13 protein-coding genes are annotated in these 13,426 nt (G+C 59.7%); 10 read left to right on the plus strand and 3 right to left on the minus strand.

Annotation, left to right across the window (positions count from 1 at the left end; all coding sequences use genetic code 11):
- The first annotated feature begins 20 nt into the window (after nucleotides 1-20).
- The 4 genes from QRN51_RS14925 (at nucleotide 21) to QRN51_RS14940 (ending at nucleotide 3,615) form a co-directional block, all read left to right on the plus strand.
- On the plus strand, nucleotides 21-914 hold the full coding sequence (locus tag QRN51_RS14925) for an oxygenase MpaB family protein (RefSeq protein WP_284990638.1): 894 nt from the start codon (nucleotides 21-23) through the stop codon (nucleotides 912-914).
- A gap of 247 nt (nucleotides 915-1,161) precedes the next feature.
- Nucleotides 1,162-1,386, plus strand: coding sequence for a hypothetical protein (locus QRN51_RS14930; protein ID WP_284990639.1), 225 nt, complete (start codon nucleotides 1,162-1,164; stop codon nucleotides 1,384-1,386).
- Entirely contained in the window at nucleotides 1,386-2,375 is a 990-nt protein-coding gene (locus QRN51_RS14935; RefSeq protein ID WP_284990640.1) for an MAB_1171c family putative transporter, read from the plus strand. The genes QRN51_RS14930 and QRN51_RS14935 overlap by 1 nt, the downstream gene beginning before the upstream one ends.
- Nucleotides 2,376-2,580: 205 nt before the next feature.
- The gene (locus tag QRN51_RS14940) at nucleotides 2,581-3,615 is read left to right on the plus strand and encodes a DUF4192 domain-containing protein (RefSeq protein WP_284990641.1); all 1,035 of its coding nucleotides are present in this window, start codon (nucleotides 2,581-2,583) and stop codon (nucleotides 3,613-3,615) included.
- A gap of 525 nt (nucleotides 3,616-4,140) precedes the next feature.
- Here QRN51_RS14940 and QRN51_RS14945 read toward each other — a convergent pair.
- Nucleotides 4,141-4,320, minus strand: a complete 180-nt coding sequence (locus QRN51_RS14945; RefSeq protein WP_284990642.1) for a hypothetical protein — start codon at nucleotides 4,318-4,320, stop codon at nucleotides 4,141-4,143.
- Nucleotides 4,321-4,442: 122 nt separating this feature from the next.
- On the opposite strand from QRN51_RS14945, the gene mobF reads away from it, so the two are divergent.
- The 6 genes from mobF (at nucleotide 4,443) to QRN51_RS14975 (ending at nucleotide 11,109) form a co-directional block, all read left to right on the plus strand.
- Nucleotides 4,443-8,012 carry a MobF family relaxase gene (gene mobF / locus QRN51_RS14950; protein WP_284990643.1) on the plus strand — a complete coding sequence of 1,190 codons (3,570 nt, stop codon included), beginning with the start codon at nucleotides 4,443-4,445 and terminating at the stop codon, nucleotides 8,010-8,012.
- Nucleotides 8,013-8,033: 21 nt separating this feature from the next.
- Nucleotides 8,034-8,594, plus strand: a complete 561-nt coding sequence (locus QRN51_RS14955) for a hypothetical protein (RefSeq protein WP_284990644.1) — start codon at nucleotides 8,034-8,036, stop codon at nucleotides 8,592-8,594.
- Between the two features lie 522 nt (nucleotides 8,595-9,116).
- Nucleotides 9,117-9,449 (plus strand): hypothetical protein, encoded by a 333-nt coding sequence (locus QRN51_RS14960; protein WP_284990645.1) that lies wholly within the window; start codon nucleotides 9,117-9,119, stop codon nucleotides 9,447-9,449.
- 18 nt (nucleotides 9,450-9,467) lie between these two features.
- Nucleotides 9,468-9,743 carry a hypothetical protein gene (locus QRN51_RS14965; protein ID WP_284990646.1) on the plus strand — a complete coding sequence of 92 codons (276 nt, stop codon included), beginning with the start codon at nucleotides 9,468-9,470 and terminating at the stop codon, nucleotides 9,741-9,743.
- Nucleotides 9,744-10,057: 314 nt separating this feature from the next.
- Nucleotides 10,058-10,186 carry a hypothetical protein gene (locus tag QRN51_RS14970; RefSeq protein WP_284990647.1) on the plus strand — a complete coding sequence of 43 codons (129 nt, stop codon included), beginning with the start codon at nucleotides 10,058-10,060 and terminating at the stop codon, nucleotides 10,184-10,186.
- 788 nt (nucleotides 10,187-10,974) lie between these two features.
- Nucleotides 10,975-11,109: a hypothetical protein gene (locus tag QRN51_RS14975; protein ID WP_284990648.1), complete on the plus strand. Its 135-nt coding sequence runs from the start codon at nucleotides 10,975-10,977 to the stop codon at nucleotides 11,107-11,109.
- 505 nt (nucleotides 11,110-11,614) lie between these two features.
- Here QRN51_RS14975 and QRN51_RS14980 read toward each other — a convergent pair.
- Complete coding sequence (locus QRN51_RS14980) at nucleotides 11,615-12,124, minus strand: single-stranded DNA-binding protein (protein ID WP_284990649.1); 510 nt, start codon at nucleotides 12,122-12,124, stop codon at nucleotides 11,615-11,617.
- A gap of 58 nt (nucleotides 12,125-12,182) precedes the next feature.
- Nucleotides 12,183-13,355 carry an ArdC-like ssDNA-binding domain-containing protein gene (locus QRN51_RS14985; protein WP_284990650.1) on the minus strand — a complete coding sequence of 391 codons (1,173 nt, stop codon included), beginning with the start codon at nucleotides 13,353-13,355 and terminating at the stop codon, nucleotides 12,183-12,185.
- Between the last annotated feature and the right edge of the window lie 71 nt (nucleotides 13,356-13,426).

The raw sequence follows: 13,426 nt of genomic DNA on the forward strand, positions 1-13,426 counted from the left end.
AACCAAAGTGAGGGGGCACATTGGCTACTCATGCCAGCCTTGCTGCGAGCCTCCACCGCCAGCAGAGTGCTGCAGACGACTACTGGGAGTCCACGTTCCGTCAGATGGCTCTCTTCGACTTAGCGGCGGACATGGAGCTCGGCTTCTTCCTGTCGTACTACCGAAACTTCGCCATCCCCGGCATCGCTGAAACTCTCTACCAAAACGGCGAGATCCCGCTTCGCCCTATGAAGCGCTCCTACGACACAGCCATCGTCATCTATGAGCTCATAACCAACGGCTTCGACAGCGATCGTGGACGCGCGATGGTCACCCTTCTCAACCGAGTGCACCGAAATGTACCAGGCACCAGCGACGACTTCCTGTACGTTCTCATCACATTGTTAGTAGTGCCCATTCGATGGATCCAGCGTCACGCATGGCGGCAACCAACAACTACAGAACTCGAAGCCGCGACGCGATTCTTCGCTGAATTGGGCAAGCGAATGAACATCCCGAGCATGCCCGCAAGCTTCTCCGACGCCGAACGCTTCTTCGACAACTACGAGGCAGCAAACATCGGCCCTTCAGCCGCCGGCCAATCTCTCCTCGCATCCACGGTGCAGGTTTTCCAGAACAGGCTTCCCCTCTTCTTACGGCCCGTCGCCCGGCCACTCCTCAGCGCAATGCTCGACGACGACCGCCTCGTCTCAGCATTGGGTTTCCCCCGTGCCACCGGGCTTACGCGTGGCGCCCTACGCGTGGGGCTTTGGTTGCGCAATGGCATCTACCGCAGCCGGCCCCTTAGCGCGGACCCGCACTTCGTACCAGGAGAGGCCGGATCTTCGCTCTATCCGGGCGGGTACTCGCTGGGCCAAATCGGCCCCAATAATGTTCCGAACACGCCATCTGCCGTCTCCGATGAAATATCGTGAAGCCCAGAAAATAGCCCGCATAACGGCGCGCGAATTCGGGTTGCCGAAAGATGCGACGCTTGATTTCATACGCCAAAAGCTTGAAAGCCAAAGGCATCGGGGCATTTCTATCGTAGAAATCCCTGGGCTCTCCGGCTCGGAAGTCTGTGGCATGTGGCTGGTATGCGCAGATAGAGATATTGTGCTCCATGCGCCGGCCAAATCGGCATGGCACCGCCAGCAGATAATTCTTCACGAATTCAGCCACATGATTCTCCACCATGACGATCACGTCGCGGACGCTGACACCGCCAGCAAGGTACTGCCTGACGTCGATGCGGCACACGTCCTCCGAGCCCTCACCCGCAGCAGCTACGACACAGAAGCGGAGTTGACGGCGGAGGTCCTTGCTGACGAACTCGCTTCACGCATCATCAAGGGTGCAGCGAGCAGTTCGCCAGAGCCCTTGGCGTTCCGCGAAGTGTTCGGCTGATGGAATTTGTACCGGCTGCCACGCTTTGGGTGCTGACCCTTGTCCGGCTGCCCACGGCTAAGGACGCGCGGCGCCGTTGTGTCTTTCTTGCGACTTTTTTCGCCGCTGTGGCCTGCACTCTCTACGTGCCGGCCGTCTACTACTCGGCTGACCCCTTTCTGGGTGGCAAAAACCGAGTCGGTCTGATTACTCTTCTGTCCCTGTTGCTCGGGTTCTGGCAATTCCGTTCAGCAATTCTGCTGGCAGTTCTTTCGGAAGATGAAGGCCGACGGCGGCAGCTCGTCTTCGGCAGGTTCGTCACCTTTGCTGCCTGCACGGCAGTCGCGGTCGGGTTCAGTACAAGCCGCGTCGATGCCACGGATCAGAACCTTCCCTTGACCTACGGTGACCAACCGGGCATGGCCGTTTTCCTGTGGACGGGATCCGCGTTCATCATCTGGGTGTGTGTAGACATCGCACGGGTCTGCCGCGCTAACGTTCCGAGCATGCGGACCCACGCCTTCCGCTCAGCATTCCTTCTGATCGGCTTTGGCTGCGTGATGTTTACGCTCGTGCTCATCAACAGGTTGATCTATGGTGCTGTCGTTGCCACGGAAGGATCAATGGGCCCTACCGCGACGGCCCTCAACGTCCTCTATGGTGTGGGCGAAACGATGGCGGTCCTTCTGGTCAGTCTGGGCCTGCTGCTCCCCCGCCTGGCAGCCCAGTTTCATCACACCGCATTCGAACTTCGTGTTCGTTTGCTTCTCCTGAAGGTGGATCCCATCTGGAGGCGGATTACCGAGGGGCAACGCCAACTCGTCTTAGCCAAACCCCACCCCACAATCGCACTCCTCCGTCGCCACCCTGAAAACCACCTTCATAGGCGACTCGTGGAAATTCGGGACTGTGAAATGTCCAGCCCAATCTCCGCGGCACGGTTGAATGCGGAGGATCGTGCCGTCGTCGAAAAGGCAGAAGATATCTTGGCCAAATACGGAGAAACGTAGTCGTCGCCCAGATTTTCCATAGCGAGGATAGCCATCAGTCATGTTGCAGCATGCTATTTTCCCCATGAATTGACGGGAAGCAATATTGCTTTTTGTCATTCTGAAGCGGAATTCCTGGCTAATTGCTGCCAACCGATTCCTTTCAGAATGTCCGCCCATCGAATGCACGGGCTCTATGTTCGCGCTGCGTCGGAGGAACAGGAAAATGGAAACACTTGCAATGAAGACGCCGGCTGATGTCCTCAGCTTCATCGGACACACGCTCGGTTTCTGGCCTCAGGAAAGCCTCGTCTGCATCACCCTGAACAGACAGAGGCTCGTCGGATCCATGCTTCGAGTGGATCTGCCCCAGAGGGACGGTGGCCGTCTCCAATATGCGCTAACCGTCGCTGGCTACCTCAAAAGCGACGTGAATGCCGACAGCGTCCTTTTTGCGGTGTACACGTCCAAGCCCTGGCGTCCAGGTGAAGGCAAACCTCATGCTGAGACAGTCGCAGCGCTAACTGGTGCCTTAGCCGCCCAAGGACTTTCCATACGAGACGGGTTGCTTGTGGGAGACGATGCGTGCCTTCCCTACGACTGCGACCAACGCGACGCACCCGACGTCCCGTTGGCCGCAACACAGACAAGCGCGATCAACGCTGAATTTGTTTATCGCGGCAGCAGCATCGGTCCCAGTGCCATCACCCTGCCTGAGTCGCCCAAGGAGACGCGGACTAGAGACGACGTCCTTGACCGCATGGAAGAGATTCGAAAACTGCCAGGCCACGAAGCTTTGGATCAAGCCCGTAGTCTCTGGCACTCGATGTTGGAAAGCAAGAGCTACCCTACGGACAAGGACACGCTGAGCTTGATTGCAAACTTCCAGTTTGTGGCTCTACGTGACCGGCTCATGGCAGACATCCCCGGACTCAATGAACCAATGGAAATGGTCCTGCTCGGGCAAACCCAGGGCAAACCACAGTGGTCCAGGGTCGAATGGGCCCAGCAACTGCTCCTCCACGCCTACACGCGCAGCAGCACGGAGCACACTGCTCCGCTGCTGACAGCCCTCGGGTATATCAACTGGTGGGAGGGCCGGGGCAGTAAAGCTCACCAATTCCTGCAGCTCGCCCTCGAAGCGGACCCTTCCTACCGTCTGGCCCGGCTCAGTGACCAGATGGTCGGCTGCGGAATGCTTGCCCCGTGGAGCATGGACAAAGACAAGGCCTTTGGTCCATTAGGTCTCGACGCCTCTTGATATCGTCCCCCACCCAACAACACGTCCAAGAACCGCCGGCTCCAAGCCGGCGGTTCTTTTCTGCATTCAGAACCCTCAATCAAAGGTACCGGCCATCGAATGCACCCGCAGCGCACCGCCTCCCCCTAACTCAATCCCGGTCACAATCCGCCGCTGCGCCTTCGCCTTCCGCTCAAACCGCACCCTCAAACCCCCATCCAGCGTTCACACCTCTGGCATCCAAGGCCCCCGCCGTGAGCGATGGCTCACGCGAAGTCATGTCGCAACCAACGTTGTTGCTGATGAACCACCGTGAATAAGAAGATCTGCGAGGAATGCCGAGTCGGCTTCCAAGCGTCCCGAAAGACTCAGCGGTTTTGTTGCAAGCGGTGCGCTAATAGAAAACGCGACCGGCTCCGCCGGATAAGGAATAAGGGAACGACTGCCCGATCCAAGGGCTCCCACGCCAGCCATCCCAGACAACCGGATGTGGGCGCATCTCACCTCTTCGTCGAACAACACGGGCCCGAACGACGGGTAGACGCTTCAGATTGTCGTGGGCAACAGACCGTTGACGCGCTCCAGACACAGCTCCGATGTCAGGCGTCGGACCTCGAGCATCTTGAAGCTGTGAACGCTGAGCAGCGTTTGCGCATCAGCAGCCTCCAAGGGGATCTTGCTTACCTCAAAAGGGCACAGCGAATCAACGTTCAGGATCTTGCCCACATTGCCGCAAGGCTTGTCGCTGTCGTCCAGGCGAAGGGTCTGCCGCTCGACCCCAAGACGGTCGAGATCCTTCGTCGCCGTGGTTGGATGTCCTCCAAACGTAGTTCGGAGGCGGGACGGCCATGACTATGTCCATCGCCAAGCTGTCCGCCCAGTCGGGCTTGAAGTACCTCTTCAAGACCACCATGATGGACGACTTGGCCGTAGCTCCCATCGACGCAACGACGTACTACATGAAAGCAGGAACGCCGCAGGGCAGGTGGATGGGATCGGGCCTTAGCGGCATTAACCGTGCATCCGGTGATTTGGTCACAGAGACGGACGCTAAAGCGCTATACGACCAAGCCGTCCACCCGGACACCGGCGCACATTTGGGCAGGACGTACGGCCAACCCGCCGTCGCAGAATCACCCCAGGGCCAACCCGCCAAACGTCGCGCCGTCGTCGGATTCGACCTGACCTTCAGCGTCCCCAAGTCAGTCTCCGTCCTCTGGGCCCTAAGCCCCCGGGCAGTGCAAAACCAGATCCTGGAAACGCACCACGAGGCCGTCGCCTCCACACTCAAATGGCTCGAAGCGAACGTCATCCATACGCGGGCGGGGCGTAACGGCGTCGCCCGTATCGGCACTAAGGGTGCGATCGCTGCCGCGTTCGATCACTGGGAGTCCCGAGCCGGAGATCCACAGCTTCACACTCACCTGGTCATTGCCAACCGTGTCCAGCGAGCCAACGATGGTGCTTGGGTCACCTTGGACTCCCGGACTCTCTACAAGGCCGCTGTCGCAGCCAGCGAGCATTACAACGGCCTACTTTTTGATGCACTCCATCGGAACCTTGGCACGGACGCAGAGATGCGGGAGCCAGCAGCCAACACCCATAACCCCAGCCAACAACTCTGCGGCATCGATGAGGCGCTCATCCACGAATTTTCAAACCGCTCGCGGCTGATAGACGTAGAAACGGACCGCCTAGTTGCTGCATGGGCTGCGGAGCATGGCAGGCCTCCAAACGCCACGACCATCGTGAAGCTCAGGCAACAGGCAACGCTGTCAACGCGAGCGCCGAAGGCTGAATCTATGAGTCCTCTCCACATGCTTTCCGGGCAATGGCAAGCACGGGCGATGAAGCTGGGCTACGACCCCAGCCGCGTCCTCAGCGAGACAATCCGACGCTCGCTCACGTCCCCCTTTCGCACCTGCGACTTCACCGCGAACTGGGTCGGAGCCGCCGCCTCGATAACCAAAGATCGCGTCGCGGCCAAGCGATCAACCTGGAACCGCTGGAACCTGTTGGCCGAAGCCGAACGTGTGTGCGCCGAAGTCCGCTGCCTCACCGCTGCCGATCGCGGCAGCCTTATCGACGCAGTCGCCACTGCCGCTGAGAGCCAGTCCGTGCCGCTCAATGAATATCGGTACAGCGTCGACGTAAGTGCGGCATTGGACATACGCCGTGGGCCGCATAGTGTCTTCGATTTTCATGGCTCCCGTCTCTACACCGACGCGACAACCCTTGCCTGTGAGGAAGCCGTGATGGACGCGAGAAATAACGACGGCGGCCCTGCCGTGAGTGCCGCTGCCACCATGTGTGCCCTGGATGCATACACACACAATGGCCGTTTCGGACTGCACGAGGACCAACGGTCCGCCGCCGCAAAGGTTCTCCTCAGCGGCAACCGGCTCGACGCCGTCGTTGGCCCTGCAGGCACGGGCAAGACAACCACCCTCGGCGCGGTAAAGACCGCTTGGGAGTCAGAGTTTGGGTCCGGCAGTGTCGTGGGATTAGCCCCCGCGGCCGCGAGCGCCGAAGTTCTTGGACGGGAACTCGCCATGGCCACGGAGAACGTTGCCAAGTGGCTGTATGAATCCGTCGGGCATGGAGCTAGCGATAGAGCGTCCCGCTTCTTCGATCTGGAACGCCGTTTACGGTCTGAGGTGAATCCACGGGGGTTCCGGCAAACTCGCCAGACGCAGGAGATCATCCGGTTAGCCGCTGAGCAGGCCAAATGGCGGTTTCGTCCGCATCAGCTTGTCGTAGTTGACGAAGCCTCAATGGTGTCAACGATCCAGTTAGCTGCCCTGGTGCGGCAAGCACGGGATGCCGGGGCCAAGATCCTGCTGGTAGGCGATCCGGCCCAGTTGGATGCAATCGACGCCGGCGGTATCCTCGGCTGGCTTGACCGCCAAGGTAAGACGGTACGACTCAGCACGATCTGGCGGTTCGAACAGGAGTGGGAACGGGATGCCTCATTGAAGCTCCGGTCCGGAAACATCGAGGCGATGGCAGCTTACGATCAGCACGACCGGATTCAGCACGGCACGTATCTCAACATGGTGGACCGAGCCTACGGGAACTGGCAAGCTGACATGCGAGCGGGAAAGTCATCCATCCTGATTGCCGCCGACAACGACACGGTAAGCATGCTCAATGAACGTGCTCAAGCGGATCTGGTGCTTCAAGGTGTTGTGGACGCCGAGCAAACTGTCCTGCTCAGCGACGGGCTGAAAGCCGGCCAGGGCGACACCCTGATCGCCCGGCAAAACGATCGGACCATTTGGGACAGCAACGGCGACTTCATCCGAAACGGGACCATGCTCGACGTCGTCCGCATCGCTGGACGCGGCGATTCAGTTGTAGCAATGCGGAGGGACAATGGAGCCATAGTGACACTGCGGCATGACTATCTCCTTGCCTCTGTTGAACTGGGCTACGCGACGACGGCGCATCGTTCCCAGGGCCTCACTGTGGATACCGGACACACTGTCGTCACGCGAGGGCGACTTACTCGCGAACTGCTGTATGTCAGTATGACGCGGGGCCGGGCGGGCAACTACGCGTACGTGAGCGAGAACGATCCCCTCGATCACGAGGTCCTGGACCCGTCCGTGCAACCGTCGTGGCGCGAGATCGTTGGCGAAGTCCTGGCAGCTGAAGGCGCTGAGCGGACCGCTCATGAGGTCCGGGCTTCGGAACTTTCCAAAGCCGACAGCCTGGAACGGCTCAGTGCCGAGTATGACTACCTCGCCCAGATCGCAGCTGCTGAGGATCTGGTTCGGTTGCTCCAGTCCTCGGCGCCCGAGCGGCTTAGCGATCTCCAACAATCTCCCTCGTGGGGTGCGGCTGTAGCAGCGTGGCGTCGTGCCGCGGCTCTCAGCCGTCCCAGTGCCCAGCGCCTCGTAGACGAAGCGCTGAAAACAAACTCGTCGGCGCGAGACCTTGCCTCGGTCATTCACTCCCGGCTCCGCAGGCTAGTTGCACAGATGCCTTCGGACGGTTCCACCTCGTGGGCGGCTGTTTCTTACACGGACCGGCCGGATCTGGCAGGCATGATCAGACAAGTGGCGGATCGGATGCGGCGCAAATCCGACGAGGTCGCCAACATAGCCCTGATGTCGGAGCCTGACTGGACGCGAGACCTTCAGCGGTCTGTCGGGCCAGGTGCAAGCCTTGAGGAAATGAACAGTCTCATTCGTGCAGTTGCTGTCTTCAGGGATAGGTGGGGCATCAGGAACTCAGTTCTGGCACTCGGGCCTATGCCTCCAGAGTACGAATGGGAACACAAACAGCAGCGGACAGAAATCGAGAAACTCATTTCCCAAATCGGTCTCCCGCCGTCCGTCGACCTACAGCAGATTGGAGCCTTGCGGCCCGACACTCGCGAAGTCGGTCTTACTAATGTCGGTTGGCAGCTTTAAACTGGACGGCAGCAGGTACCTATGAGCAATAACCCAGTTATCAGGCCCAAGTTAGCGACGCCGGCGATCATATTGGCCAGCGTCGTGGTGTGCGTTGCGGCCGCAGTGCTTCTATCCACGCTGTTCAATGGAGTGCCATCCGAGATTCTGATGCTCGGCGGTCCAGTTCTTTTATTGGCGGCGGGAACCATCGGTGCGCTGTGGCTAACACGCGTTCGCCGACGCCGAATTTGGACAAGAGCCGCCGAAGAAAAGTGGAACTACTTTGAAAGCGCCCGGCAGCGTCATCGGACTACAACGGAAATCACGGTGCTGAGTGTTGATGCGCTGGAGCCCACCGGATCCTGGATCACGATCAAATGGAATCGATTCGACCACGTTCAGCGGGCATGGATCGAAGCGTTGCCCGAACCTATCTGGCCCGGATCCGTTGTATTGCTGACGCCGGATCCTGCCCAAGTCAGCCCTGGCCTGCCGTGGCCACAGACGTACTACATACGGGCCTCCGATCTGCTGGCATGGGCTCCGCCTAGGCACCCGATCAGCAGAGTGAGGAATCTTCCAGGGCAGGCTCAGCGGTAACGCCATCGCTGAGACGGCCCCGTACCGCGGTCCCTGGCCCCGACCGATAGTCGAGGTCCTGCCCTTAGACTCGCCGCCGAATCGAACATAGGTCCGAATGAGAGAGGTGTCTAGCAGGCTTTGAGGCGGATGCTGCAGATCGCGCACCTGGATGTGACTGCTTCTCCGCGTCCGCAGAGCTAACGTACTCCCCCGCCCCTGGAGGGCAGTCCCCTCATTGTGCTGTCCAGCCATGATGCACGGTGACCCGCTCACGCAAGACCAAGGACTTTGGGCATACCAGTGATCAGGCCCTGGTTCAAACTCACCGCACGGGCCAAGGAATGAGGACCCATGGCATTCTCGAGCGATTATGCGCTGTACGAGGGCAGGGGCCCAGAATGTCAGCAATGTCAGGGGTCATAAGTAGTCTCGCGGCACTACTCACGCGCGGCCACTTTGCCCAGGTCATTCGGTGCAGTACGGCACAGTCCTGCATTTTTTGTGGCGCGTCTATTCGTATTTATGTTCTAAGGTTGTGTTATGGGTCCGGAGCAAGCCAGTGCATTGCAGACGCAGTACGCGCGGCGGGCCTGCCCAATCGGGCTGACGGTGGAAGAGCTCGATTTCGAGCACTTCCCGGCCAAGAACGGGTATCCGGGGATCCCGGTGAAGGCGTGGATCCGGTTCCCGAACTGCGCGGAGCTCGTGGACGGCGAAGTGTTCGCCTGGACAGCGAAAGCGGCCGAAGTGACGTGGAACGACGGGCCGGTGACGTACCGGACCTGGGTGTGGAGTTCGGCGGTAACCCGCCGGGAAGAAATGATGAACAGGAATTTGGGAGAGCGGACCAGCCGTGACAGTAGCAGCAAGTGAAACAGCCTCAACGCCCCCGTGGACGTCCGGTTCACCCCTGCCCGGCACCCGCTGGCGGTGAGGTATAACGGCCGCATATGGGCCGTTATGGCCGATCCGGTGCACTGGTTCGCCCGGGAGTCCTGGTGGGACACCAGGCGCACGGCGGCAGTGGGCGCCGGTGACGTGGAGAGCGTCGAATACTGGCGGGTCCAGGTTGGTCTGGCGTCGAACTCCGCGCTGCGGACGTTCACGCTGCGCCGTGATCCGCTCTCCAGGCAATGGCTCCTGGAGTCCATCGCTGATGGCTATTAGGCAACGGTGAACGGAGCAGCGCACCGGTCAGTGATCAGATTTGGGATGCCATCAGGGCGGAATTTGCCCTGCCTTCCCTGGAACAGGTCAGCAACCGACCGTCCGAGCTTATGGAGGATCCAGAACCGGTGCTGCAGCAGCTTGAAAATCCCGCACAACTGCTTCACGGTCTGGATGGTTACACCGTCAGGGAGCCTCGGTGGATCCCGCTCTCTTAACCTTCTGGACAGCGGACCGCAGCGTTTGCTAAGTGCCTAGGAAGCTCTTGGCAGGGAACAGTCACCTGCGGCCGCCCGGTCGCGTAGCGTGGGGGCATGAGTCTTCTCTACCATGACGCCGGCCTCGCCGAGGTCGTACTGACGCGGATCACGGCCGAAGCATCAAAAGGTCCCAGCGAAATGACCGGCATGAGCGATTTCAGCAGACGCAGAATGGGGCGCTGAGTTGGATGTTCCTCTGGCTCCTGAGAAGCCCGCTAGGTTACCGCTGGCGGGCTTCTTGGTTTCTCTGCGGAGGCTAGTCCCGTGGACACTTTCGCCTGGGGACGCTGGGCGCGACACGCCGACCAAAGGGCGACACGCTGACTGTAAATGTGGCTAAGTACTCCACAGGGTGTGGATTTCGTCCGCTAAAAGGCAAGGATTCCGGGGATCTTCAAACCTTCAACCTGTGGATTAACGGTGCATTAAATTACATACTTGTAATACATCATCTTGGGGTTCCGGAGAGCCGTCCGCACTACATGTAGTCTGGACATACAGCTGCCCCACGGACAGGACCCCCCGGGGAATGTCGGTGGCGTGACGTACGCTGGAGGTTGAGCCGCTCCCATGGGTGGTTTAATGACGAAGAGCACGTCCGGGGTCGCAACCGGTCGTGCTCTTCATGACAAATCAATAGGGATCTATGCCACGCAGCCAAAGTGGGTGCGGCAACGGCCCAAGATATTGTGTTTTGTCGTTTTCGTTCGAATCAGGAACATCAGAACAGACTACGAGCGGTAGAACAAGCTGTCAATATTGACCACGTTCCGTATCTTGTGCCCGGTGATCCCGGAGAGGAGTAGCCCATCATGGCTACCCGTGTAGTGCGGATCCGCATCAGGCGGACTATCCGTATCCGCCCCATCCTGCGCTGATGCGCTGAGTTGGACCGGGGTCGGTAGTGCGATAGCTCGACTCAAAGCGCCGGCCTCGCCCCTTTCACCGGATCAATCGCAAGGACAATGATCATGGCTAAAAACGGCCGCCAAACCAGCAGCAAAGCTGCAACCGCCGCAAGCAAAGTCTTGCGCAACCCTAGCTCCACCAAAGTCGAGAAGACTGCCGCAGCTAGCGCCCTCTCCCAGAAGGGCAAGGGCAAGTAGTGGCGGTCGATGACCGGCGATTGACTGATCTCCCGAAACACGGAACACGTCAGTACTTCCAAGGGTCACTCGCAGATCCTCGCGGCTACTGGGCAACGTATGACGCCCCTTCCCATACGTGGGAGCGCGATAGCTAGCTAGACCAGGAATCCCCGTCTTCCAGTTCTTGGGAGGCGGGGATTTTTGGTTCTCGTTGGATGTTTAGATGGTTCTCGTTGGCATGCATGGTGGGCCAATTCATAAAGAGCCTCAAGCTGATTAGATCTAATCCGCTCTAACGCCCTGGGAATCCCTATGATTCCGGGGGTTTTGTGCATTTACGGCGGCTTTCATAGTCCATGGAAGTTTTCATGAGTACTAAAAAGAAGGCCCGTAAGCCGGCCGACAGAACCGGCCCCACCCAGAAGGATCCCGGGTATGCAGGCGAATCCAGCTGATGTGGAGATGTTTCCTGCCGCCAACGAGGCGGCCTCTCATGGACACACTTGCTGTCACCTTGGTTCCTTCACCAGCTCATCTCATTCCCCGTTGCCGGGCGAAAAGGGGGCACGACCACCGGGCTCTTCGTCGAAACGTTGTATGCCGGCGCTGACGACATCGCATTGACCGCCGTGTGCGGGTCCGCGTGGACCTCAGCTTCTGGACGGGGCGCCGGGTGTGATGAGCGCTGGTAGACAGCAGTCCCGAACCGAAGGTCCGGGCCGATCGTCTCCGCAATGATGCGTCGGGCTTCGCGCCGTTCGCCGTCTTTGTCGTAGGCGCGGAATTCGAGCTCCCCAGATACATTGACCGGGTCACCCTTCTTCAGCGAGTTGGCAACGTTCTCTGCGAGCGCACGGAAAGCGGAAACATTGTGAAAGACGGGTTCACCGTCACGCCATGTGCCGTCTGATCCCTGGATTCGCTGGTTTACGGCGACTCGCAGCTTGGCATGAGCGACGCCGGCTTCGCTAATCGTGATCTCCGGATCGGCGACGAGGTTACCGGTGATGCTGATAGAAATTTTGGTGCCCATTGTTTTCTCCCTTCAGTGCAAGCGGGCCTCTCCCGCTCGACGACTATCGCGACGGACGCTATGGCCCAGCCATCTCTGGCCCGTCGGTCCGCCCGGCCGACCCGGCTGAAAGAAGAGAGTCGGCGTACCCAGCGGTGGGCCTGACGTTCGGGTCGGCTCCGACCGCAGTGAGCTTGCCCCCGAGTCCTGGTGGATGAGTAATTTCTAGGATGCCTTTCGCCGCGGCTGTGACGCGCCCTAGGACGGACGTGGCCACATCGGCTCGGGACGTCGGGCGCATGCTGTACATGTCCTGATCGAACGCAGCACGCTGAGTCTGGATAACTGACTCGGCCCATCCCCACAGGTACAGCGCCGACTGTTCGCCCCTGTCGATTCCGTGCGCTTTCAAAACCGTGTACGCAACGGACTCGGCTTCGATTTCGGCAAGGCCGCGATGCTCCGTGCTGCTCCCGTAGAGATTGCCCGTCTTATCCCCGGGGCCGTGAAGCATGACATGCCCCAACTCATGCGCGAGGACCGCCGCCCGATCCTCAGCGTTCATCCAATTACCTACCTCGATACGGTGCCGTGCGAAGTCCGTATAGCCGCTCGAGAGCCCGTGTTGGGTGTTGGATTCCTGCAACTCGAAACCATGCCGGCTGGCAACGAGGGCCAAGGAGTCCCACAGCTTCTGACTACTAACCGCGGATGGAGTATCTCCACGCGGCACCAGCAGTGGCCGGCCCCGCGTCTGTGACACATCAAATACTGCCTGTCCGCGCCAACCGGTAACTACGGACTTTTTCTCATCACTGAGAGCATTCATGGGCCCGTCCTCACCAATCGGAAGACGCAGCCGGGTGCCATCGGGCATGGTGAACTCATGCATTCGTGCCGTTCGGGGCGCGATCACCCACAAGGCGTGTTCGCCCTTGAGCACTGTCCGACCGTGCCGCTCCCACTCCTTGTATCCGGCCACCAGCGTAGGCTCCCCGGCTCCACGCTGAGCCATCTGCATCATGAGTAAAGCGACGTTGCCGCCCGAATAGCGCCAAAGCGAGGCGGAGGCATCCAGGAGTACCTGCCACTGCGCCGGTGACTCGACGGCCTCTTCGAGCATCGCGTGCAGCTCTTGCGTGAGAACAGTAATACGCTCCTCAGGTGTCGTCCCCGTCTTGCTCAGTCCGTCCAGCCTGGGCGCAGAGCGGAGCGGAAAGGAATCACCCTCGAACTCTGACGTCGGCGCCACGGCAGTCACCCTCCACACTTCTCGATCCACTATGTAGTGGTTACCTGTTCATGTCGGAGCCAGGCCAAGCC

It is taken from the genome of Arthrobacter sp. efr-133-TYG-120 (assembly GCF_030209785.1).
Lineage (GTDB): Bacteria > Actinomycetota > Actinomycetes > Actinomycetales > Micrococcaceae > Arthrobacter.

Coding starts and splice junctions, on each gene's coding strand:
- QRN51_RS14975 (WP_284990648.1), top strand. CDS start 10,975: ATGGCTAAAAACGGCCGCCAAACCAGCAGCAAAGCTGCAACCGCCGCA.
- QRN51_RS14980 (WP_284990649.1), bottom strand. CDS start 12,124: ATGGGCACCAAAATTTCTATCAGCATCACCGGTAACCTCGTCGCCGAT.
- QRN51_RS14955 (WP_284990644.1), top strand. CDS start 8,034: ATGAGCAATAACCCAGTTATCAGGCCCAAGTTAGCGACGCCGGCGATC.
- mobF (WP_284990643.1), top strand. CDS start 4,443: ATGACTATGTCCATCGCCAAGCTGTCCGCCCAGTCGGGCTTGAAGTAC.
- QRN51_RS14970 (WP_284990647.1), top strand. CDS start 10,058: ATGAGTCTTCTCTACCATGACGCCGGCCTCGCCGAGGTCGTACTGACG.
- QRN51_RS14935 (WP_284990640.1), top strand. CDS start 1,386: ATGGAATTTGTACCGGCTGCCACGCTTTGGGTGCTGACCCTTGTCCGG.
- QRN51_RS14940 (WP_284990641.1), top strand. CDS start 2,581: ATGGAAACACTTGCAATGAAGACGCCGGCTGATGTCCTCAGCTTCATC.
- QRN51_RS14960 (WP_284990645.1), top strand. CDS start 9,117: ATGGGTCCGGAGCAAGCCAGTGCATTGCAGACGCAGTACGCGCGGCGG.
- QRN51_RS14930 (WP_284990639.1), top strand. CDS start 1,162: ATGATTCTCCACCATGACGATCACGTCGCGGACGCTGACACCGCCAGC.